This window comes from Pararobbsia alpina (genome assembly GCF_965118125.1).
GTDB lineage: Bacteria > Pseudomonadota > Gammaproteobacteria > Burkholderiales > Burkholderiaceae > Pararobbsia > Pararobbsia alpina_A.
Genome location: NZ_OZ221288.1, coordinates 613,539 through 636,363, shown reverse-complemented (window position 1 = coordinate 636,363; position 22,825 = coordinate 613,539). Strand labels below are relative to the sequence as shown.

22 protein-coding genes are annotated in these 22,825 nt (G+C 62.5%); 19 read left to right on the top strand and 3 right to left on the bottom strand.

Features of this window, described 5'->3' with window-relative positions:
• Window positions 1-495: 495 nt before the first annotated feature.
• The 6 genes from ACMFWR_RS21220 (at window position 496) to ACMFWR_RS21195 (ending at window position 5,946) form a co-directional block, all read left to right on the top strand.
• Window positions 496-1,107 (top strand): c-type cytochrome, encoded by a 612-nt coding sequence (locus ACMFWR_RS21220; protein WP_413197313.1) that lies wholly within the window; start codon window positions 496-498, stop codon window positions 1,105-1,107.
• Between the two features lie 163 nt (window positions 1,108-1,270).
• The gene (locus ACMFWR_RS21215; RefSeq protein ID WP_413197312.1) at window positions 1,271-2,572 is read left to right on the top strand and encodes a c-type cytochrome; all 1,302 of its coding nucleotides are present in this window, start codon (window positions 1,271-1,273) and stop codon (window positions 2,570-2,572) included.
• A 198-nt stretch (window positions 2,573-2,770) separates the two neighbouring features.
• On the top strand, window positions 2,771-2,956 hold the full coding sequence (locus ACMFWR_RS21210) for a cytochrome c oxidase subunit 2A (RefSeq protein ID WP_413196659.1): 186 nt from the start codon (window positions 2,771-2,773) through the stop codon (window positions 2,954-2,956).
• A gap of 17 nt (window positions 2,957-2,973) precedes the next feature.
• Window positions 2,974-3,537, top strand: a complete 564-nt coding sequence (locus ACMFWR_RS21205) for a cytochrome C oxidase subunit II (protein ID WP_413196658.1) — start codon at window positions 2,974-2,976, stop codon at window positions 3,535-3,537.
• Complete coding sequence (locus tag ACMFWR_RS21200) at window positions 3,527-5,149, top strand: b(o/a)3-type cytochrome-c oxidase subunit 1 (protein WP_413196657.1); 1,623 nt, start codon at window positions 3,527-3,529, stop codon at window positions 5,147-5,149. The genes ACMFWR_RS21205 and ACMFWR_RS21200 overlap by 11 nt, the downstream gene beginning before the upstream one ends.
• Entirely contained in the window at window positions 5,146-5,946 is an 801-nt protein-coding gene (locus tag ACMFWR_RS21195; protein WP_413196656.1) for a c-type cytochrome, read from the top strand. Before ACMFWR_RS21200 ends, ACMFWR_RS21195 begins: the two co-directional genes overlap by 4 nt.
• Window positions 5,947-5,948: 2 nt before the next feature.
• Here ACMFWR_RS21195 and ACMFWR_RS21190 read toward each other — a convergent pair whose 3' ends face one another.
• Entirely contained in the window at window positions 5,949-7,391 is a 1,443-nt protein-coding gene (locus tag ACMFWR_RS21190; protein ID WP_413196655.1) for a tetratricopeptide repeat protein, read from the bottom strand.
• A 372-nt stretch (window positions 7,392-7,763) separates the two neighbouring features.
• Between ACMFWR_RS21190 and ACMFWR_RS21185 the strand changes: the two genes are divergently transcribed.
• The 7 genes from ACMFWR_RS21185 (at window position 7,764) to ACMFWR_RS21155 (ending at window position 15,201) form a co-directional block, all read left to right on the top strand.
• The gene (locus tag ACMFWR_RS21185) at window positions 7,764-8,201 is read left to right on the top strand and encodes a MarR family winged helix-turn-helix transcriptional regulator (RefSeq protein WP_413196654.1); all 438 of its coding nucleotides are present in this window, start codon (window positions 7,764-7,766) and stop codon (window positions 8,199-8,201) included.
• A gap of 39 nt (window positions 8,202-8,240) precedes the next feature.
• A complete protein-coding gene (locus ACMFWR_RS21180; RefSeq protein WP_413196653.1) occupies window positions 8,241-9,806 on the top strand; it encodes an efflux transporter outer membrane subunit in 1,566 nt (521 codons plus the stop codon).
• A 130-nt stretch (window positions 9,807-9,936) separates the two neighbouring features.
• Complete coding sequence (locus ACMFWR_RS21175) at window positions 9,937-11,289, top strand: HlyD family efflux transporter periplasmic adaptor subunit (protein WP_413196652.1); 1,353 nt, start codon at window positions 9,937-9,939, stop codon at window positions 11,287-11,289.
• A gap of 188 nt (window positions 11,290-11,477) precedes the next feature.
• Complete coding sequence (locus ACMFWR_RS21170) at window positions 11,478-12,188, top strand: DUF899 family protein (protein ID WP_413196651.1); 711 nt, start codon at window positions 11,478-11,480, stop codon at window positions 12,186-12,188.
• A 302-nt stretch (window positions 12,189-12,490) separates the two neighbouring features.
• Entirely contained in the window at window positions 12,491-12,904 is a 414-nt protein-coding gene (locus ACMFWR_RS21165) for a GFA family protein (RefSeq protein ID WP_413196650.1), read from the top strand.
• A 126-nt stretch (window positions 12,905-13,030) separates the two neighbouring features.
• Window positions 13,031-13,771 carry a response regulator gene (locus ACMFWR_RS21160; RefSeq protein ID WP_413196649.1) on the top strand — a complete coding sequence of 247 codons (741 nt, stop codon included), beginning with the start codon at window positions 13,031-13,033 and terminating at the stop codon, window positions 13,769-13,771.
• Window positions 13,772-13,914: 143 nt separating this feature from the next.
• The gene (locus ACMFWR_RS21155) at window positions 13,915-15,201 is read left to right on the top strand and encodes an ATP-binding protein (RefSeq protein WP_413196648.1); all 1,287 of its coding nucleotides are present in this window, start codon (window positions 13,915-13,917) and stop codon (window positions 15,199-15,201) included.
• 16 nt (window positions 15,202-15,217) lie between these two features.
• Here the strand turns inward: ACMFWR_RS21155 and ACMFWR_RS21150 are convergent, their stop codons facing one another.
• Window positions 15,218-16,111 (bottom strand): LysR substrate-binding domain-containing protein, encoded by an 894-nt coding sequence (locus tag ACMFWR_RS21150; protein ID WP_413196647.1) that lies wholly within the window; start codon window positions 16,109-16,111, stop codon window positions 15,218-15,220.
• A gap of 127 nt (window positions 16,112-16,238) precedes the next feature.
• On the opposite strand from ACMFWR_RS21150, the gene ACMFWR_RS21145 reads away from it, so the two are divergent.
• The 6 genes from ACMFWR_RS21145 to ACMFWR_RS21120 all read left to right on the top strand — a co-directional run bounded on the left by ACMFWR_RS21145 (window position 16,239) and on the right by ACMFWR_RS21120 (window position 21,993).
• Complete coding sequence (locus ACMFWR_RS21145) at window positions 16,239-17,018, top strand: 2OG-Fe dioxygenase family protein (protein WP_413196646.1); 780 nt, start codon at window positions 16,239-16,241, stop codon at window positions 17,016-17,018.
• A gap of 27 nt (window positions 17,019-17,045) precedes the next feature.
• Complete coding sequence (locus ACMFWR_RS21140; protein ID WP_413196645.1) at window positions 17,046-17,663, top strand: LysE family translocator; 618 nt, start codon at window positions 17,046-17,048, stop codon at window positions 17,661-17,663.
• Window positions 17,664-17,747: 84 nt separating this feature from the next.
• Complete coding sequence (gene thrH, locus ACMFWR_RS21135) at window positions 17,748-18,374, top strand: bifunctional phosphoserine phosphatase/homoserine phosphotransferase ThrH (protein WP_413196644.1); 627 nt, start codon at window positions 17,748-17,750, stop codon at window positions 18,372-18,374.
• Between the two features lie 291 nt (window positions 18,375-18,665).
• Entirely contained in the window at window positions 18,666-19,823 is a 1,158-nt protein-coding gene (gene dinB / locus ACMFWR_RS21130) for a DNA polymerase IV (protein ID WP_413196643.1), read from the top strand.
• A gap of 35 nt (window positions 19,824-19,858) precedes the next feature.
• Window positions 19,859-20,734: a LysR family transcriptional regulator gene (locus ACMFWR_RS21125; RefSeq protein ID WP_413196642.1), complete on the top strand. Its 876-nt coding sequence runs from the start codon at window positions 19,859-19,861 to the stop codon at window positions 20,732-20,734.
• A 248-nt stretch (window positions 20,735-20,982) separates the two neighbouring features.
• On the top strand, window positions 20,983-21,993 hold the full coding sequence (locus ACMFWR_RS21120) for a zinc-dependent alcohol dehydrogenase family protein (RefSeq protein ID WP_413196641.1): 1,011 nt from the start codon (window positions 20,983-20,985) through the stop codon (window positions 21,991-21,993).
• Window positions 21,994-22,029: 36 nt separating this feature from the next.
• Here ACMFWR_RS21120 and madM read toward each other — a convergent pair whose 3' ends face one another.
• Entirely contained in the window at window positions 22,030-22,797 is a 768-nt protein-coding gene (gene madM, locus ACMFWR_RS21115; protein ID WP_413196640.1) for a malonate transporter subunit MadM, read from the bottom strand.
• Window positions 22,798-22,825: the final 28 nt, after the last annotated feature.

Sequence of the window (22,825 nt, the reverse complement as noted above, 5' to 3'; positions counted from 1 at the left end):
ATTAGTTAGAGTGCAAACGAATTCCCAACCGACGACCCGCGCCGTTCTGCCGACTCAAAACGAACGATTTACACTCGATAAGCTTTTAATGATTTTTCGAAGCGCAGGTGCGTCGCTTTGCAGTGTGAGGCAGAGCATGTGATGGGTATTGCCTGCAAGAGCCATGCGCGTTGCGCGTCTCATTTCGCGCACGCTTGCGCTAGATCAAAAGCTTGAACGGCAGACCATAGAAGAATAAATCGGCCTGTCATGTCGTGGTGGCGTGGTGTCGTGTACGGCGCACGGGTCGAGCACGATGTCCAGCCAGAAGCATCGTGCAGCACACTAAGGAGAATCGGGGTGGTGAATCGCTACAGCGTGCGCGCCAAAGGCGCGCGGGTCGCAAGGGTGGCACACGTTGCACGCGTGGCGTACGTCGCCGGGCTTGCATGGCTTGCGTGTGCAAGCGTTGCAGCGCATGCCGATGAAGCCGCGCCCGAACGCGCACCCGACACGATGGAAGCCCGTGTCATGGGCTGTGCCGCATGCCATGGCGGCCAGGGGCAGGGCACCGACAACGATTACTTCCCGAGGCTCGCCGGCAAGCCCTCGGGCTATCTGTATAACCAGTTGCTCGCGTTTCGCGACGGCCGGCGCAAATACCCCCCGATGAATTATCTGCTCGCGTATATGCCCGATGCGTATTTGCAGCAGATCGCCGATTACTTCTCCCAACAACGTCCGCCCGCGCGCGAACCGGAAATCCCGCGCGTCGACGCGCAAACGCTCAGCTTCGGCCAGCAACTCGTGACGCATGGCGACCCGTCTCGCAAGATTCCCGCGTGCGTGAGTTGTCATGGCGGCGCGCTGACCGGCATGAACCCCGCGATACCGGGGCTCGTCGGACTCCATGCCGATTACATCAGCGCGCAGCTTGGCGCATGGCGATATGGCACGCGCAGCACGGCCCAACCCGATTGCATGCACACGATGACCACGCGCATGACCGAAAAGGACATCACTGCGGTGGCCGCCTACCTCGCGACGGTGCCTGTGCCCGCCGACCCGTCTCCTGTTGCGAAGGGCTCGCTCAAGATGCCGCTCGCCTGCAGCAGTCAACCGAATTAGACGGAGACCGGCAATGACATATCTCCGCAATACAAAGACCGGACGAACGGTCACAGCGGCAACAACGACAAACAACGCGACAAACGCGACACATTGGGCGCGCAAGGCAAGCACGATGGCTGCATTTTCCAGGGCACGGACGGTGTCGAAGGCCACAGGGGCCATGTCGCGCATCGCACTTGTCTTCGTATGCTTCGGGTTATGTGGGCTCGGCGCTTCTGCTGCCTTCGCGCAAAGCGTGACCAAACCTGAAAAAATCGAGAAGGCACCCGCGAAGACGACCGCTGCGCCGTCGACCGATCCCGATGTGCTCAAACGAGGCGAATATCTCGCGCGCGCCGGCGACTGTATCGCTTGCCATACCGCGCCGGGCGGCAAGGAGTTCGGCGGTGGCCTGGCAATGGAAACGCCGTTCGGTACGCTTTTCACGCCCAATATCTCGTCGAGCCATCAATACGGTATCGGCGCGTGGACGTCCGACGAGTTCTACCGGATGCTGCACACCGGCAAGTCGCGCGACGGTCAGCTGCTTTATCCGGCCATGCCGTTCGGTACGTACACAAAGGTCACGCGTGCCGACTCCGATGCGATCTTCGCGTTCCTCAAGTCGACGCCGGATGTCCGGCAGCCGAGCCGTCCGCACGAAATGCGCTTCCCGTACAACCAGCGCTCACTGCTGCTCGGATGGCGCACGTTGTATTTCAAGGAAGGCGAGTACAAGCCTGACCCGACGATGTCGGTCGAGTGGAATCGAGGCGCCTATCTTGTCGAAGGCCTCGGTCACTGCACGTTGTGCCACACCTCGATCAATGCGCTGGGCGGCAGCTCGGCGTCGAAGGCCTTTGAAGGCGGCCTGATCCCGATGCAGAACTGGTACGCGCCATCGCTGACCTCGAACAAGGAAGCAGGCCTCGGCGACTGGAGCGTCGAAGACATCGACGCGTTGCTGCAGACAGGTGTGTCGAACCGCGGCGCGGTCTATGGCCCGATGGCGCAGGTCGTCCATGACAGTCTGCAATATCTGACCGACGACGATATCCGCGCGATGTCCGTCTATTTGAAGTCACTGCCTTCGCGTGCCGGTTCGCCACCTGAACCGACTGCCGCCGCAGCGGAACAGAAGACCACGCTTTTCCCGCTCGGCAAGAAGATCTATGAGGCGCAGTGCGCGATCTGTCACGGTGCCGAGGGCAAGGGCAAGCTGCCGCACTTCCCGCCGCTCGCCAACAACCAGTCGATCCAGATGACGTCGGCGGTGAACCCGATTCGCATGGTGCTCAACGGCGGCTATGCGCCTGGAACAGCCAAGAATCCGATGCCGTATGGCATGCCGCCGTTCGGGCAGAACCTCTCGGACGTCGAGGTTGCTGCGGTCGTGACGTATATCCGCACGGCCTGGGGCAACCACGGCATGCCCGTGACACCGCAGGAGGCGAATGCCCTGCGAGCTGCACCGCTGAACTGATTGTGTGGCCTGGCCGGCGTCGATAACGGAGTCGACGATAGCGCCGATAGCCCCGGGCAAGCAGACCGTGGCTTACGGCAATGCTTTCGACGGGCCGCGCTTCACGACACCGATCCGGCGATCGAGACCCGCCAGGCCAGCACGATCATCGCAACATTCGAGACCATCGAGACCATCGACACATTCGGGACTATCGACATGACCGACCCTTCTTCAACGCGATCGTCGCCGGTCGACGAGCATGACGACGACGCCGTCGACGAGATCGTGCGCAGCGGACCGCGCGGTGCGATTGCCGTCGCGGGTGTGGCGACCGCTGTCGTCATCGCGCTCTGGTTTGCGTTTTACTTCTGGGTGTTCTTGCCCCGAGGCGTCATTCAATAAAGCCGGAACCTCACCTCATGAATCAGGTACCTCATTCGTCGGAGAGCGCAAGCGTCGCCGAACGCGTCGAGCGGCGCTGGGCAATGCTCGTGCTCGGCATCGTCATCGTGCTGATTGCGATGGTGGTCTTCACCGGCCTGCATTGGGCCATGATGCCGCCGTCGCGCGTCGAGACCATCGACCCGCTCAAGCTCCATATCTCCGGAGAATTCGTCGAAAGCAATCTCGGCACGGCGGCGGAGTCGGACGGCTCGGTGACCGTGCGCCTGATCGCGCAACAGTATTCGTTCACGCCGCAGTGCCTGCTCGTGCCAGCGAATACGCCGATCACGTTCCGCGCGACGAGCGCCGACGTTGTGCACGGTTTTCTGATTACCAACACCAATATCAATTCGATGATCGAACCCGGGTACGTGTCGACGTTCCATACGACGTTCGAGCAGCCCGGCGATCACCTGATGCCTTGCCATGAGTTTTGCGGCGTCGGCCACGAAGGCATGTGGGCGCACGTCAAAGTCATCGACAAGGATGCCTTTGCAAAGATGGCAGCCAATACGCGGAGGCTCAGCTGTGTTCAATAAGCGACTCGTACTCTCGCACTTCTGGGTGGGCTTTGCGTCATTCGGTCTCGCATTGCTGCTTGGTGCATGGCAGATGTTCATTCGCAGCCCGTTGCATCCGTGGCTGCACGACCCGGAGATCTACTATCGCTCGGTAACGGGACACGGCACCGCGATGGGCTATGTGTTCCCGACGCTGATTGCAATGGGCTTCGGCTACGCAGTCAGCGAACTCGCACTCAAGCGGCCGCTCGTCGGCAGCAAGTGGGCGTGGGCCGGCTTCTGGCTCGTTGTGATCGGTACGATCACGGCGGTGATTCCCGTCGCCATGGGCCTGGCCTCAGTTCTCTACACCTTCTATCCGCCGATGGTCGGCAACGCGTTCTATTACATCGGCGTCGTGCTTGTCGTGGTCGGGTCGTGGATCTGGGTCGCGCTGATGAGCATCAACATGAATGCGTGGAAGCGCGACAACCCGGGCAAGCCGGTGCCGCTCGCCATGTTCGCAACGGTTGCGGGCGCGTACCTGTGGGGGTGGACGGCGGTTGGTGCGGCGCTCGAGCTGCTGTTCCAGATCCTGCCGGTCGCCCTGGGTTTCAAGAACACGATCGATGCGGGGCTTGCACGCGTGTTCTTCTCATGGACGCTGCATGCGATCGTGTACTTCTGGCTGATGCCGGCCTATATCGCGTTCTATACGATCATCCCTCGCGCAATCGGCGGACGCCTCTACAGCGATTCGATGGCGCGCGTGTCGTTCATCCTGTTCCTTGTCGTCTCGATGCCGATCGGTATTCACCACCTGTTCGCCGATCCGCAAGTGGGTTCGGGTTTCAAGGTCGTGCAGTCCGTCTTCACCGCGTTCGTGTCGGTCCCGACTTTCTTGACCGTCTTCACGATTTGCGCGTCGGCTGAAATCGCTTCGCGTCTGCGTGGCGGCAAGGGCGCGTTCGGATGGGTCAAGGCGTTGCCCTGGGACAGGCCGGCGATGCTCGCGCTCGCGTTCTCGTTCATCATGCTCGGGTTTGGCGGAGCCGGCGGCCTCATCAACATGAGCTACCAGCTCGACTCGACGATCCACAACACGCAATGGATCACGGGCCACTTCCACCTGATCTACGCGGGCGCCATCGTGATCATGTATTTCGTGATCGCGTATGACCTCTGGCCGCATTTGACAGGGCGCGCGATCACGCATATCCGCCTCATGCGCTGGCAGCTCTGGCTCTGGTTTATCGGCATGATCGTGCTGACGTTCCCGTGGCACTGGGTCGGTATTCTCGGCATGCCGCGGCGCATGGCGTACTACGACTACACGAACCCCGAGATTGCCGCGCAGGCGCTATCGGTGATCTTCTCCGTGATCGGTGGCGTGATCCTGGTGATCTCGGCGGTGATGTTCTTCATCATTCTGATCGGCGCGCACCGCAGCCCGCGTGTCGAGATCGAGCCGTTCCAGTTCGCCAAGCCCGTGCATGAGTCTGCGTCGTTGCCGGTCGCGCTGAACAGCTTTGCGCTGTGGCTTACGCTGATGATCGCGTTGACGGTCGTCAACTACGGCTACCCCATCGGACAACTGCTGTTTCGCAGTGATACGTCGGTGCCTGCGATTCGAATCGGAGGCCCGCGATGAGCACGGAACCGCTGTTTTCCCTGCGCAATCGGTGGTTCACGCGCAGTGTCGGCGCGACGATCGTCATCTTCGTGATTTCGTTCGTCATCGGCTTTATCTGGCTGCCGTCGGTGCAACGCGATGCGCAATTCCAGGGTGTCTGGAATGCGATCTGCAGCGCCGCGGGGGTGCCGCGAAGCTGGTATAGCAGCAGCGAAGCCCCGGTCACGCCGACCTACACGACGAGCACCGTCGAACTCACGCCTTCGACTGTGCCGCCTGCCTCGGCGCAATCCGTGGGGCGTGGCGCGACGCTCGCGCTTCAATGCACGATGTGCCATGGCGAGCGCGGCATGAGCGAGGCCAACTCGCCGAACCTCGCAGGCCAGTATCCGTCGGTGATCTACAAGGAGCTGCACGACTTCAAGACCGGTGCGCGGACCAACGCGATCATGAGTCCGATGGTCGTCAATCTGACGGACCAGGATATTCGCGACCTCGCTGCGTACTACGCGTATCTGCCGCGGCCGAGCGCAGCGCGCGTGCATGAAGAGGTGGTTGTTCCGGAGATTGTCGCGACCGGTGCGCCGATGCGCAATATCGCGCCTTGCGCGTCGTGCCATGGCGGGCTCGACACCAAGGTCGGCAGCCCCTGGCTCAACGGATTGCCGGCGGCCTACATCAAGGCTCAGTTGCAGGCATTCGCATCGGGCGCGCGTCACAACGACATCAGCGAGCAGATGCGCAACGTCGCGCGCAACATGACGCCCGATGAAATCGAGGCGGCCGCGAACTACTACTCGGCGAGCGCGAAGTAACGCTAGGCGTGCGCGGCCCCGCCGCGCATCAGCCGGGCCAGCGCTGCGCGGCGTTCGAGCATCGCATCGAATGCGAGCTTGATGCGCGTGACGGCAGGGCGCTTGTACGGAAAGAGTTCGTTCCGGGTGTGGACGAGCATGGTGGCGTTCGCTTCGAACACGACGACGCGTCCCTGCCGGTCAATCCCGCAGTCCACACCCCAGTAGTCGAGATGGATCGAATCGCATATGGCCCGCAGCACGGCGTACTGACGTTCGCCGAACACGGCGTGCGGATCGTCGAGAAACGCCTTCTCTTCGTCTTTCATCCACTGCTGATTCACCATGTCGGTCGTCGCGTGATGAATCTTCCATTGGTCATCGATTGCCAGGTGGTAGGGCAATATCTCTCCGTCTACGAACATAAAACGGTACTTGCGGAAGTAGCCGTCGTGTGACCGGTAGTCGACGTACTCGGTCACGTAATAGTGCGGTGCCTGGGTCTGCTCGACGAAGCGTTGCAGCGCAGGAGGGTTGTCGACCTTGTCAAAGTCTTCGCCGCCATGCGTGCCCGCACGGCGCACCAGCAAGGGAAATCCGAACCGCTGCGATGCGTCGCCGAACGATTGCGGCGCCATCGGATCACGCGTGGCTTCCCGGACGGCTTCGTTCATCGCATCGGACGTATAGCGCATCGTCATCGGCATCACGCAATCGTGAATGCGAGCGAGTCGTCCGGCGTTCGAATCACGCCCTGTCATCGCGATGCCATCGGGATGATTGATCACGGGTTTGCCGATTTTCTCGAGCAAGGGCGCGACATGGGCGAGCTGCTCTGCGGAAGAGTCGACATCGGCGATCAGGTTGAACACGACATCGGTCGATGCGCGCAGTTGTTCGATGTCGTAGTCGACGCCGGGTACCACGCTGAGCACATGACAGTCGTAGTGAACTACGCGGAGCATGTAGATATACGGCGTGTTCCCTCCGCCGGGCGCGAACAACATCAGCACGCGAAATTCCGGCTTGCCGCCCATCGCATAGCCGGCCTGCACGGGGTCGCGTAGCGCGGCGCTGCGATCGAAGTTGGTCCTGGCCTCTTCGGCTCGCCCGAATCCCCTGAGCAGGTGCGCAATGATTTCATGCGCGCCCGCGTCGCGAGGGTCGAGGTCGATGACCCGCTGAAAATGCAGCAAGGCCTGGTTGAGCTTGTTCTCGCTCGCATACGCAAAGCCGAGCTGCCGATGCGCGGTGACGTCTTCGAACGTGTCTTCGAGGCGCCAATGCAGCCATCGTTGCGCCTGCTCGAGCCTTCCCGTGAGCATCAGGATCTTGGTCAGATTGAGACACGCGCCCCAGCGGTGCGGATCGGCTTCAAAGGCGTCGCGGTACAAACTCTCGGCTTCGACGAGGCGGCCAGCCTGGTGATGGGCAAAGGCCTCGTCGAGCATCTGATCAACGGTCATGCGGAAATCGGCGGGAAAGGTACGGTGAAATCACCATAGCAGCGCCGCTACCCGAACAATGCGCGAAACAGTGCCGGTAAGGTTACCCGCAGTTACCTGTAAGCCGGCGTGTAATACATCCGGGCCGAAAGACGCGTATGGCGCGGTATCAAGTTAGGCGCATGAGGCCGGGTATCGAATGCGTTGTCGTCGTCGAGGCATCGTCAGCGTCGAGGGCATTTAGGGCATCTGGAGCGTTTAGAGCGTCCAGGGAGGCGAGGGCGATGAAGGCGCTCAGAGTGAAGTCGTGGAGGTGGTCCGCGATAATCTTTTTTTGACAATATCTGAAAAGTCAGATATTGTTCGCCCCAACGTGTCAGGAACCCCCGAGCCATGAAGCATTACACGAAAGACAATTTCGACATCACGGAAAGCGTGGGCTTCCTGATTACGAAGGCGCGCAATGTGTTGACGCAGAAGCTCGATGCGGCGCTCAAGGGCTTCGACATCACGGGCCCGCAGATGGGCATCATTCTGTCGCTTAAGCGCGGCAATGCGACCACGCCGTTCGAGCTGTCGAAGTTCCTGAGCATCGATACCGGGCTCATGACGCGCATGCTCGACAAGCTCGAGAAGGCAGGCTTGCTCGAGCGCTCGCGCAGCCAGGAAGATCGCCGCGTCGTGCTGCTGAATCTGACGGAGAAGGGCCTCGAGGTCGCCGATCACATCATCGAACTGGCGCCCGATGTGCTCAACGAACGTCTGAAGCAATTCACCAAGGCCGAATTCGAAGAGCTGCAACGCCTGCTCAAGAAATTCGCGAGCGCCTGAGTGCGCTTTTTTTTGCCCTTATATCTGATGAGTCAGAAAATGAAATATCAGCAAAAGCAAACTGCAAAGCAATCAGGATGGACGCCAAAGGGCGCGAAGCTGGCTGTCGCTGCGCTGATGGTGTCGACGCTCGCGGCCTGCGCGAACTACGCGGGCATCCATGACGACAAGCAGATTCAAGCGCCGCAAGCGCTCGAGACGCAAAAGAGCGTGCCGGCGGAAGACGGGCACTGGCCCGCGGCCGACTGGGCGGCGCAGTTCGGCGACGCGCAGTTGCAGTCGCTGATCGAGGAAGCGCTCAAGTCCAGCCCGACGATCGAGCAGGCGCGTGCGCGGCTTGCGAATGCGATGGCCTATACCGAAACGTCGAAGGCCAAGACCTTGCCCAGTGCCGACGCCTCGTATTCGCTCAAGCGCGAGCAGTACTCGGGCACTGCACTGGTACCGCCGCCGTATGGTGGTTCGTGGCAAACCGAAAACCAGGGCTTGCTGAGTGCCTCGTATGACCTCGACCTCTGGGGCAAGAATCGTGAGGCCTACAAGGCATCGCTGTCGCAATTGCAGGCAAGCGTTGCCGATACACAAGTGGTGCGTCTCGAGCTGACCGAATCGGTCGCGCGCGCGTATAACGATCTCGCTCGTCTGTATGCGTTGCGCGATATCGCAGCGCAGGAAGTCGCCGAACGCGATCGCGTCGACCAGATCACGCAACATCGCGTGACCACGGGCCTCGATACCGACGTCGAACGCCAGACTTCGGAAGGCGATTTGTCGTCGAGCCGCGCGGAACTCAAGCGCCTCGACGGTGAGGTCGTGTCGACGCGTTATCAGCTCGCCGCGCTGCTTGGAGAGGGACCCGATCGAGGTCTCACCATCGCACGTCCGACCATGGGCCCGGGCGATATCGTCGCGCTGCCCGACAATCTCCCGGCCGACCTCGTGAGCCGCCGACCCGACATCGTCGCCGCGCGCTGGCGCGTCGACTCGATCACGCACGAAGTCAAATCGGCCAAGGCAGCGTTTTATCCTGACATCAACCTGAGCGCGGCCATCGGTCTCGATGCGTTTGGCTTTGGCGAGTTTCTGAATGCGGCAAGCCGCACCGCATCCGTGGGTCCGGCCGTGCATTTGCCGATCTTTGATGGCGGCGAGCTGCGCGCGCAGCTCAAGGGCCGTTACGCGGATTTCGATTACGCCGTCGCAACGTATAACCAGACACTCGTGACTGCGCTGAGCCAGGTGGCCACGGATCTGTCGGACATTCGTTCGACCGATTCGCAACTCGAGGATGCAGAGAACGCCGCGCGTTCATCACGTCGTGCGTATGACCTCGCTGTCGTGCAGTACAAGGCGGGCCTCACGAACCAGCTCAATGTGCTGATCACCGACGTGAAGGCCCTGCATGCCGATCAGGTTGTTGCGAATCTGAAGATGGACCGCCGCGACAAGCAAATCGCTTTGGCAGCCGCACTTGGCGGGGGATATGTCGATGAATCAGGTTCGGCCGACAAGGCAGCGTCGGCAGCCGATGCACATGCCGCGAGCCAACCTGTCGCCACTCCGTCGCAGGTCGTGGCTGCCACGACCGCGGTGCAGCCGAAGTAATGCACATGAAGGCGTGCCAATGAAGTCATGCGTCTGAAGGCGCGAGTCGCTCGCAACGCATGCGAACTGATGCACGCATCGCCATTCATTTATCCGATTCCGATTCGTACCGATCACTGAGAGTCTTGCCATGAACGCCAAGTCATCGACCCAGGACAACGCCGGCCAACCGCAACGTGTGGCCGACGAAGCCGCAGCAACGGCCAACCCGACCGCCACGGAAACCGCCGAGCCGGGCAAGCGCAAGCTGATGCTTGCCTTGCTTGGCATCGCGATCGCGGGCTCCGCAGCCGCGTATGGCACGTATTACATGACGGTCGGCCGCTACCACGTCGAAACCGACGATGCGTATGTCAACGGCAACCTCGTGCAACTCACGCCGCAGGTCGTGGGCACCGTGGTGTCGGTCAACGCGGACGACACGCAGATCGTCAAGCAGGGCGAACCGGTCGTTACGCTGGACCCCGCTGACTCCCGCATGACGCTGTCGTCGGCCGAGGCCGCGCTGGGTCAGACAGTGCGTCAGGTCAGCACGCTCTACGTCAACAACGACTATTACGCCGCGACGGTCGCACAACGCGAGGCCGATCTCGCGCGCGCAGACGCTGACCTGAAACGCCGCCTCGATGTGTCAGATGCAGGTGCCGTCTCGGCCGAAGATGTCGCGCATGCGCGCGATGCGGTCAAGGACGCGCAGGCCGCACTGGATGCCGCACGCCAGCAAGCACAATCCAACCACGCGCTGACCGATCGGGCTACGGTCGCCGATCACCCGAGCGTGCAGGCCGCCGCGACGAAAGTCCGCGATGCTTACCTGAACTACGCACGCAACACCTTGCCGGCCCCTGTGACGGGATACGTTGCGCAGCGTTCGGTGCAGGTCGGGCAACGCGTGTCGCCGGGCACGCCGTTGATGGCGATTGTGCCGCTCAACGAAGTCTGGGTCGACGCGAACTTCAAGGAAGTGCAACTGCAGCACGTACGGATCGGCCAGCCGGTGATCATGACGGCCGACGTGTATGGCTCGCACATCCAGTACCACGGTCACGTGGTCGGTTTCTCCGCCGGCACGGGCAGCGCGTTCGCCGTGTTGCCCGCACAGAACGCAACGGGCAACTGGATCAAGGTCGTGCAGCGCCTGCCCACGCGGATTGCGCTCGACCCGCATGAGCTCGCTGAACACCCGCTGCGCGTCGGTCTGTCGATGGAGGTCGACGTCGACACGAAGGACGATCGGGGCTCACGCCTGGATGCTGCACCAGTCAATACGGTCTATAAAACCGATGTGTTCGCGCAATTCGGTGCGCAAGCCGACGCCGAAGTCTCGCGGATCATTGCGCAGAACACCGACTTGACGGGACAGACAGCGGTCGCCGGGCGCGGTGATCACGGCAAGAAGGTCGCGGACTCCAGTAAGACTCACGTCGCGGCGACCGCTGCGGCGGCCGATTCAGGCGCACGGCACGGTGCGGGACGAAGCTGATCGGGCCAGCGTCATGTTGCAGCGCGGAAAAGTGGTGCCGCGCACAACGAGCAAAACCTTGGAAGGTGATGTCGAATTCCTGAACCGTCGTTCGTCGTAGGGTAAAGCGATCGGCACATGCTTGCGCTCGATGCGCTCGATGCACTCGATGCGCCGTATCGCGACCGACTTTTTCAAGGAGGCAATCGATGTCACAGATGCAGACTCTGGCTCCCGCGATGGAGCTTGCCAAGCGCAATGGCGTGACCTATGCCAACGAGAGCGACGCCTATCGCCAGGCGCGTATCGCGCTGCTTGCCGAGGAAATCGAACTGCGCCGGCAGATCGAGCGCGTCGCGGAGATGCGGCGCGCGTTGCCGCCGGGGCATGAAGTCACGACGCGCTACAGATTTATCGGGGAAAACGGGCCCACGGACCTTGATGGCCTGTTCGGCCACAAATCCACGCTGGTCGTCTACAGCTTCATGTTTGGCCCGCAGCGCGCGCGTCCGTGCCCGATGTGCACGTCCTTGCTCGGCGCCTGGGATGGCGAGGCGCGCGATATCGAGCAACGCGTCGCGTTGGCGGTCGTCGCACGATCCCCGCTCGAACGGCTGGTGGAGTTCAAACAGGAACGCGGCTGGCGGCATCTCAAGCTGTATTCGGATCCGGACGGTGCCTACGCGCGCGACTATCACTCGGTGCTCCCGGATGGCAGCGACATACCGGCGTTCGATGTCTTCATGAAGCGCGACGGCAAGATCCTGCACTTCTACAGCGGCGAAATGGGCCCCGAGACGTCCGATCCGGGGCAGGACCCGCGCGGCGCGCCGGACTTCATGCCGCTCTGGAACGTGCTCGACATGACGCCCGAAGGCCGCGGCGGCACGTGGTACCCGAAGCTCGACTACACGAACTAAGGCGAGTTCGTCTCCGAAGCGCGGCAGGCGTTCGCGCGCAGGCGCGCAAACACGCTCGCGCCATGCCTGCGAGGCAGGGCGTCGGGCGTGTTGCCCGGCGATCGGCACGGTACGACAAGCCAGCAATGTTCGGGTAAGGTGGCGGGCAATCAGCGCTTCCACCCACCCCGGTGGCATGCCGCGTGCACGCGCGCTGCGCGCACCGGCCCCATTTTTGTATCCCGATCTTTTGCAGATACATTGAGACATATGGCGCCATCGGGGCTGCGGTATAAACACAGCCATCGATCACGGAGTGCGCCATGTCTGCCACGACCCCTTCCCAAGCTGCCCATGAAACGGGCACCTACAAGACCTACAGCGGCTCGTGCCATTGCGGCACGGTCAAGTTCGAAGTCGACACGGCGCTGACGCCGGCCAATCGCTGCAACTGCAGCCTGTGCCGTCGCAAGGGCGCGCTGATGTCGCCGGTATTCGAAGCCGACCGCCTGCGTATCGTCGCCGGCGAAGACGCGCTGACGCTCTATCAATTCAACACCCGTGTCGCCAGGCATTACTTTTGTCGCCACTGTGGTATCTATCCGTTTCACCAGACGCGCCGCGATCCGAAACTCTGGCGCGCGAACCTCGGCTGCCTCGAAGGCGTCGACGTCTACGCGCTCGAAGAATCGGACGTGGCCAACGGTGCGAGCCTCTCGGTGGTCGAGGACGCATGAAACGCATCTGTACCGCGGTCGTGCTGATTGCCGGTATGCTCGTGTCCGAACTGTTTCGGGCGCCTGAAGGACCGTGCACCTGCATGACGACACTGGACAAGAGCCGCAAAAAGGGAGGAAAGCGCGGTGGAGAAGAGCGACCACGTGCTGATCGTCGATGACGATCGCGATATCCGCGAACTGATCGCAACGTATCTTCGCAAGAACGGCGTGGACGCAGCGCTCGCCTCGAACGGGCGCGAGATGCGTAATGCGCTGGCGGCGAAGCGTCCCGACCTGATCGTGCTCGATCTGATGCTGCCCGGCGAGAGCGGCCTGGACCTGTGCCGCGAATTGCGTGCGGGCGATTTCCAGACCGTGCCGATCCTGATGCTGACCGCACTCAACGAAGAGACCGATCGCGTGGTCGGCCTTGAAATGGGCGCGGACGACTACCTCGTCAAGCCGTTTGCCGTGCGCGAACTGCTGGCGCGCATCCGCGCGATTCTGCGTCGCGCGCGCATGATGCCGCCGAGCGCCGAAGCCGTCGCGGGCGCGCAATACCTGTGCTTTGGCGAATGGTCGCTCGATACGATCGGGCGCAGTCTGCTCGACCAGGAAGGCACGATGGTTGCGCTCAGCGGCGCCGAATACAAGCTGTTGCGCGTCTTTGTCGATCATCCGCAGCGCGTGCTCACGCGCGATCAACTGCTCTCGCTGACGCAAGGCCGCCAGACGGAGCCGTTCGATCGTTCGATCGATCTGCTGGTCAGCCGCTTGCGTCAGCGCTTGCGCGATGGCGCGCGCGAGCCGCGCTACATCAAGACCTTGCGCAACGAGGGCTATGTGTTTTCCGCGGCCGTGACCGCGCAGGATCAGGCTCAATGAGTACGGTATCGAGTCAACCGGGTCGGCCGGATCAAGCCGGTCGGCCGGGTCAGTCCGGTTCGTCCGGGCCTTCGGGTCCTGCGGGTCCGTCCGGTCCCGCAGGTCAGTCACGCCGGATGTCCGGGTGGCTCCGATATGTGCCGATGCCGCGCACGCTGTTCGTGCGCTTGTCGCTGTTGTTCTTCGTTGGCCTCGGCGTCTCGCAGTACTTGTCGTTCTGGGTCACCATGACCGAGCGCAATGAAGCGACGACCAACCTGATGGTCGGCTACATCGGGCGCGAGGTTGCGTCTTCCGTGGCGTTGCTCGACCACTTGCCTGCCGCGGAACGCTCGATGTGGTTGCCGCGTCTTGCACGACGCAGCTATACGTTTGAGCTCGGCCCGGGCATGACTGGCGGCTCCGAACCCGATGCACGTTTGTCGGCCGCCATCGGCAAGTCGATCGCCGATAGCGTGGGGCCCGGTTATCCGACCACCGCGAATGCGATACCCGGCAGCCATGAGCATCTCGAAGTCCATCTGAAGCTTATGGATGGCACGCCGTTGACGATCGATCTGCATCCGATGAGCGGCATTCCGCTGTCGCCGTGGTTGTCGCTCGTGATGGTCTGCCAGCTCGTGTTGCTGACCGGATGCGCGTGGCTTGCCGTGCGTCTTGCGACGCGTCCGCTGCACGACCTCGCCGAGGCCGCCGACACGCTCGGCCCCGACCTCGCGGGCACGACCTTGCCCGAGCAGGGGCCTGAAGAAGTGGCGCGCGCGGCGCATGCGTTCAACGCCATGCAATTGCGGATCAACGGCTATATCAAGGAACGCATCCAGATTCTTGCTGCGATTTCGCACGATCTTCAGACGCCGATTACGCGCATGCGCATTCGGACCGATCTGCTGGATGACGACGACACGCGGGCCAAGATGCGCGACGACCTCATGCAAATGGAAGCGCTGGTACGTGAAGGCGTGGCCTATGCGCGCACGCTGCACGGCGCCGACGAGGTACCGCGACGCATTGACCCCGACGCGCTGATCGAAAGTCTTGTTGCCGACTACACGGACTCGGGGCAGAACGTCACGCTGTCGGGCCGTGTCTCACAGACGCTGACGACACGTCCTCAGGCGCTGCGTCGCGTGCTGGGCAATCTGATCGACAACGCAATCAAGTATTCGGGTTCGGGCGATGTCGTGGTCGGTCGCGCGGCAGGAGGGCGCGTATCGATCGCGGTGATCGACCATGGACCGGGTATTCCAGAAGAGCAGCTCGAAGCGGTGTTTCAGCCGTTCTTTCGCGTCGAGACGTCGCGCAACCGCGATACGGGCGGCACCGGCCTCGGCCTTGCGATCGCACGGCAGCTTGCGTTGGCGATGAATGCGACGCTCACGCTGCGCAACCGGCCGGAAGGCGGCCTCGAGGCCAAGCTCATCCTGTAAGCCCTGTAAGTACCCCTCAGGCGACTCTGGCACGGGTCTCGATCCGTGCCAGACAGCGTTGCATTTCCCCCATGACCCACTCAGCGAACCGCAGGCACTTGCGATTTTCCGCAAGCGGCCGCGCGGAGAGCAGGCAATACGACGACCCGTCGCGCAGAAACCCCTCGGGCGCGACAAGCTGCCCGTTGGCGAGCTCATCCTGCACCATGAAGAACGACGACATCGCGACGCCGAGGCCGGCCACGGCCGCCTGAATGCACAGGTAGAAGTGCTCGTAGTCGACGCGCGCACCCGCAGGCACAGGGCTGTTACTTAGCCGATGCCACGTTTTCCAGGCCGTCGGGCGCGATTTGGTATGCAATACATCGATGTCGCCGGCATTCGCGCCGGTCGGCAGGCTTGACGCGCATACCGGGCCGACCCATTCCTCGCAGATCGTCGTCGCGTAGACGTCATCGCCCCACTTGAAGTCGTCACGGCGCAAGGCCAGATCGACGTTGGCCTTCCTGAAGTCGATCGCGCCGCCCGCTGCGGACAAGTGCAGGCTGATGTCCGGATGAGCGCGCTGAAACGCCGGCAGGCGCGGAATCAGCCATTTCATCGCGATCGTCGGCTCGCAAGAAAGCACAAGCGCGTTTTCACGCGATTCCTGCTGGAGCCTGTATAGCGTCGCTTCGATCTGCTCGAAAACCGAGGCCGTCGTCGCTTGCAACGCACGCCCTGCAGGCGTCAGAAACACGGCCCGGTTGCGTCGCTCGAATAGCTCGAGCCCCACGGCCTCTTCCAGCATACGGATCTGCCGGCTCACGGCCCCATGGGTCACGTGCAGCACCTCAGCGGCCTTCACGAAGCTCTGCGTTTGCGCCGCGACATCAAAGACCCGAAACGTTCCGAGCGGTGGCAGTTTCATATCTGTCAGAAAAACTCACGGGTAGGCCGCAGTATAAATCGCTTTTTTTAAGCTGGGGCGCTTCACATAATGGCGCCCATAGTCAGCGCGCCAAGTAGGCGTATCCGAACTCTCTCTAGGGGTTAGCATGGATCAGATACTTGAGATGATGCGACCGGCCATTGCGACGGGGCAGGCGGCAGTACCACGCAAGGACATTGAAAATCTGTGCGAATTTCTCGCGCGAAAGGACTTTGGATTTCTACCCGGCGGCAAGACCCGCCGGTTGCTGGCGCCGAACGGGGGTGACGCGCTGGCAGGCTGGGAGGCCTTCCGCGACAGCTGGAACCGCCTCGAGCAAGACACCTATATGCGTGATGGCGGTACCTATCGCTTCCGCCGCCACGCGACATTCAGCGCGCTGCCTTCGGGACGTATCGCTCGTCTCGAACCGCATCAGCCGCACTACCAGAGCCGCGCGTATAACCGGCTCAATGGCGGCATCGCCCGGCACTTCGCTCCGTTCGAGAAGGACACGCTCGACAACCCCGTCATGACGTCGGCGCTCGCATTCTGCTGCGAACTGTTCGGACGGCTCGCACCGTTCTACGCCTGGCACATCGAGGCGCACCAGTTCCGTATCGACGCGTCGAGCCCGAATGCGAATCCGACGCCGGAAGGCATTCACCGCGACGGCGTCAACTTCGTCTTCATGATGCTGATCAACCGCGTCAACGTGGTCAACGGCGAGTCGCGGATCTACGACCGCATGCGTCAACCGCTTGCTGATTACACGCTTATGCAGCCGTTCGATGCGGCCATCGTCAACGACGAACGCGTCATGCACTCGGTCACACCGATCGTACGGCTCGATCCGTCGCGCGCAGCGTATCGCGACATGCTGGTCATTACTTTCTGCAAGAAATAAACCGTTCCCACGCGGAGGACACACGCCATGAACGAATTGCTAGCGGTCGCAGCCATCACGTTGCTCGCCGTGATCAGCCCAGGCCCTGACTTTGCCATGGTCACGCGCAACAGCTTTGCGTATGGTCGTCGCGCGGGGCTGGTTTCTGCACTCGGCATCGCGTTCGGCGTGCAGATCCACGTGCTGTACACGGTGCTCGGCGTTGCGATCGTGATTGCGCATTCGCCGACCCTGTTCCTGCTGATGAAGATACTCGGCGCGGGCTACCTGATTTATCTCGGCTATCAGTCGCTGACCAATACGTCGCGATTGAAGCTCGACTCGGGTGACAAATCGGCGATCTCGCTGGCCGGCGCATTCCGTACCGGGTTCTTCACGAATGCGCTGAATCCCAAGACGATGTTGTTCGTCGTGAGTTCGTACACGCAGGTCGTGCGCCCGGGCAGCCCGCTGCGTGTCGATTTCGCCTACGGCGCATTCATGTCGTTCGCCCATTGGGCATGGTTCAGCCTGGTTGCCGTCTTCTTCTCGTCGGCCCTGCTGCGCACGATCATGCTCGACAAGCAACGTTCGATGGATCGCGTGATCGGCACGGCGCTGATCGGCCTCGGTCTTTCGCTGGCCCTCACAGGGGTGGGGCACTGAAGGGAAGCGGGCGGCGCGTCACCGCGCCGCCGCTGCTCAATGCAACGGTCATGAAGTGATGAAGTCATGAACAAGGAGCACGCCATGAACGATTCGACAATGAAAGTCGCCTGTATCGACCTCGAGGGCGTCCTGATGCCTGAGCTCTGGCCGCACCTTGCGCGCCAGACGGGCATCGAGGCGCTCGCGCTGACGACGCGTGACGAACCCGACTATCGCTGGCTGATGCGCCGGCGTATCTCCGCACTGCGTGCGCACCGGCTCAAACTGCGGGATGTTCAGGCGATCGTCGCCGCACTGGATCCGTTGCCGGATGCGGTGGATTTTCTCGAGCGCATCGGCGATACGTGGCATGTGCGCGTGCTGTCGGACTGCTTCTTCGAACTCGCGCAGGACGCGCTGGTTCGCCTTGGTAACCCGGTTGCGCTGTGCCATCGCCTCGTGACCGACAGCGACGGGTTTATCGTCGAGTGCGCGTTTGCCGAGCGCAAGGGCAAGGAAGATATCGTTCAGCGCCTCGTCGGCGACAAGGTCGAAGTATTGGCCGTTGGCGACGCGCATAACGATATCGCGATGCTGCGGATTGCGACGCACGGCTTCCTGCTGCGTCCGTCGGAGCACACGCGTCAGGCCGCACCGGATATCACCGTCGTCGAGAGCCTTGGGGAAGTGCTCGAAGCGATCGGGATGCCGCTGGCCGCGCATGCATGAGGCAGACTGAAGGACGTCGAGGCAGGTTGCGACGGGCCGCATGAGACCAGGTTGCTGCAAGCCGCAAGCAGGCAGCACGCAGGACACCGGAAGCAGGAAATATCACGGGGTGTGTGTCCTTCATGCTGCAACGCCGTTCAGATCCGATGGGCCTGACCGAGCCCCGGGCAAGGACGCTGAGCCCCGTTCGGGCTCATTCCCGCACGTTCGGGCGCATTGGAGTCGCTGCACACTTTAAAATCCCGGAATCGATGCTGGCGCAACGCCGGCGTTCCCGATTCCGGAGATTGCATGACCGCTGGTGCCCGCCGTATCGCCCATCTCGACATGGACGCGTTCTACGCGTCCGTCGAGTTGTTGCGCTATCCGGAGCTGCGCGGGCAAGCGGTCGTGATCGGGGGCGGGCGCAATGCCGCGCCGGAAACGCTGGCCGACGGCACCCGGCGCTTCGCACGCCTGCGTGACTACGCGGGGCGCGGCGTCGTCACCACATCGACGTATGAAGCGCGCGCGCTTGGCGTGTTTTCCGCCATGGGCATGATGAAGGCCGCCCAGCTTGCGCCCGACGCAGTCCTCTTGCCGACCGACTTCGAGTCGTACCGGCACTACTCGCGGCTGTTCAAGGCGGCCGTCAGAACCTTCACCGATCGGGTCGAAGACCGCGGCATCGACGAAATCTATATCGACCTGACGGACGTCGAAGGCGAAGCACGCAGCGTGGCGGCGGCCATCAAGCAGGCCGTCAATACCGCGACCGGGCTCACGTGCTCGATCTGCGTTGCGCCGAACAAGCTGCTGGCCAAGATCGGTTCCGAGCTCGACAAACCGGACGGCCTGACGATCCTGAATCCCGAAGACATCGCGCTGCGCGTCTGGCCGCTTGCTGTCCGCAAGGTCAATGGCATCGGACCCAAGGCGAACGAGCGACTCGCGGCGCTCGGTATCAAGACGGTCGGTGAACTGGCAGCGGCCGATCTCGGCTTGCTGCAGGATCATTTCGGGCGCAGCTATTCCGCGTGGCTCGCCGAGGTGTCTCAGGGGATCGACGACCGGCCGGTCGTCGTCGAATCGACGCCCAAATCGATGAGTCGTGAAACGACGTTCGAGCGCGATATGCATGCTCGCCACGACCGGGCCGCGCTGTCGTCGATCTTTACCGGGCTGTGCTCGCGCGTGTCCGACGATCTCCAGCGCAAAGGCTATGTCGGCCAGACGATCGGCATCAAGCTTCGCTTTTCCGACTTCCACACGGTGACGCGCGACCTTACGCTGCCGGTCGCGACAGACGATCCCGTCGAGATCCGGCGCGCTGCGACGGAATGCCTTAAACGTGTCAAGCTCGACCAGCGGATCCGGCTTATCGGCGTGCGTATGAGTGCGTTGACGCTCAAGGGTGAATTCGGCGAAATGCCGCAGCCGGTTCAGCAGCAATTGCCTTTCGAGCCGTGACGGCCCAACAAGAAGCCCGCAGGGACATCAGCACAATGGATTGGGACGACATTCGCGTATTTCTCGCCGTTGCGCGTGCCGGCACCCTTGGCGGCGCGGCGCGTGTGGCCGGGCAGACACAGCCGACCATGGGGCGGCGTCTTCGTGCGTTTGAAGAGGCTGTCGGGCAGGTGCTGTTCCAGCGGACGAACGACGGTTTTGTCCTGACCGACGAAGGCGCCGCATTGTTGCATCGCGCCGAGCGGATCGAAGAAGAGGTGCTGGGCCTCGAGCGGCAGATCGCAGGTGGCGAAGCCGAGCTCGAAGGCACGATTCGCGTGTCGTCGTCGGACTGGTTCGGCGAGCATCGGCTCACGCCCGTGTTTGCGGCGTTTCTGCGCGAGCATCCGAAGGTCACGATCGATCTCGTCACCGAAGCGCGGCTGCTGAACCTGGCACGTCGCGAAGCCGACCTTGTGTTCCGGATCCGCCCGTTCGAAGAACCCGATATCGCGCAACGCAAGCTCCTGCACATGTCGTACGCGCTTTATACGGCCGACGGCTCGGCGTTGCCGGAAGCGGGTGACGGCGAGGGCTTTGCGCTGGTCACGATGGACGATGCATTCCGTCATCTGCCCGACGTCGTCTGGCTGCGACGGATGTTGCCGCGTGCGCGCGTCGTCTATGGGAGTAACAATCGTGGAGCGCAGGCACGCATGTGTGCGGCAGGCGCCGGACTTGCCGTCTTGCCGACGTCGCTTGGCGACGCGACGCCAGGGCTTGTGCGCGTCGATCTCGGCGAGGCACCGCCCGGGCGCGACGTCTGGATGGGCTATCACCGTGATATGCGAAGGTTGGCGCGCTTGCGCGCACTGCTCGACCTGACGGTCCGCATGCTCGGCGAACCGCATGACACGCTTCATATCGACTAACGTCCAGCGACGGTCGGCAGCGATCGTCGGGTCGGGACCTGCCGAGTTCCTGGGGAAACGTGGTGCCGTTTGCGGTGCAACCGACCGCGGATTTGCACCCTCATGCAGATATGCATGGAGGGCGTGCATTAACTTGGATTTGCGCACGGCACCTGCAATCCGACAATGACGTCAATGCAACACGTGATCGATGCCTGACCGCAGCGGTACGTGTCCACCCAATCGACGTCTAAGAGGATCGACCCATCATGAGCGCCACCCCGACCACCATGCAGGTTCTGGCAGTCAATGAAGCGAATGGACCGTTTGTCCGTGTAGAACGCGACGTGCCCGTACCCGCGGCAGGCGAAGTGCTCGTGCGCGTTATGGCGAGCGGCGTGAATCCCCTCGACACCAAGATCCGCGCCGGAAAGGGCGGGCACGCGCGTCATCCGTTTCCCGCTGTGCTGGGGCTCGATCTTGCGGGCGTCGTCGAAGCCGTCGGCGCAAGCGTCACGGCATTCAAACCGGGCGATGAAGTCTACGGCATGACCGGCGGCGTGGCTGGCGTGCAAGGATCGCTGGCCGAATACGCCGCGGTCGATGCGCGGCTGCTTGCACACAAGCCCCGCAATCTCAGCATGCGAGAAGCTGCGGCGCTGCCGTTGATCGCGATCACCGCATGGGAAGGCCTTGTTGATCGGGCGAAGGTCCACGCGGGTCAGACGGTGCTGATTCAGGGCGGTACAGGCGGCGTCGGTCACATCGCGGTCCAGATCGCCCGCGCGCATGGCGCGACGGTCTATGCGACCGTGTCCGAACCGCATCTCGAACTCGCGCGCAGCCTGGGCGCGACGCCGATCGACTATCGCAAGCACGCTGTCGAGGACTATGTGACGGAGCTCACGGACGGCGAGGGCTTCGATATCGTCTACGACACGGTCGGTGGCGCGACGCTCGATGCGTCATTCCAGGCGGCCCGCGTCTACGAAGGCCACGTGCTGAGCTGCCTCGGCTGGGGTGAACACAAGCTGGCGCCGTTGTCGTTCCGCGGCGCGACGTACTCGGGTGTCTTTACGCTCCTGCCGTTGCTGACCGGCAAGCACCGCGCGCATCACGGCGAGATCCTGCGTGAAGTTACGCGCCTGGTCGAAGCCGGACAGATCAAGCCGCTGCTCGACCCGCGTACATTCACGCTCGATACGGTGGCCGAGGCGCATGCAGTCGTCGAGGCCGGCAAGACCGCGGGCAAGATCGTCGTCGAAGTGAGCCACGCTTAAGGCGGCCCATTCGACTCCCGTATCACACGCAGGCGCTTACGCGCCGACGATAGCGCGCGTGGCGAAGAACAGCAACGACGGTCCGAGCAGGCAGCCGACCCCTGTGTGGAACGTCGCGATCAGCGCGCCATAGGGCACGAGACGACGGTCGGTCGCGGCAAGTCCGGCGCTGACGCCGCTCACCGTGCCGGCAAGCCCGCCGAAGATCATCGCCGAACGCGGTGTCTTGAGGCCCATGAAGTTCGCTGCGATCGGTGTGCCGACCATGACGATGATCGCCTTGATCAGCCCCGTTGCGATGCTCAGCGCAATCACGTCGGAGCTTGCGCCGATCGCCGCACCGGTCACCGGCCCGACGATATAGGTGACCGCACCCGCGCCGATCGTCGTCATGCTGACGGCATCGGTGTAGCCGAATGCCCGCGCAATCGACGCACCGACGATAAACGGCAGCAGGGTGCCGAGCAGCAGCGACAGCGCACCAATCAATCCGGCCTTGCGGGCTTCAGTCGCACGCACTTCAAACGCTGTCGCGACGATCGCGAAGTCCCGCAACATCGCGCCGCCCATCAGGCCCACGCCCGTAAAGAGCTTGATATCGGCCAGCCCGTTCTTGCCGCCCGTGGCAATGCCGCCCACATATGCGAGCACAAGACCGAGCAGCACGGCAATGGCCGACGCGTGCACGCGGCCGAACGTCAGTCGCTTCGACAGCACGACCGACACCCAGGTGATCAGCCCGACGAGCGCGAACGCCGACACGAGGCTGTTTTGCACCATGATCTTTTCAATGATCTGAAACATCGCTTGTCTCCTCAGTGACGATGCGTCG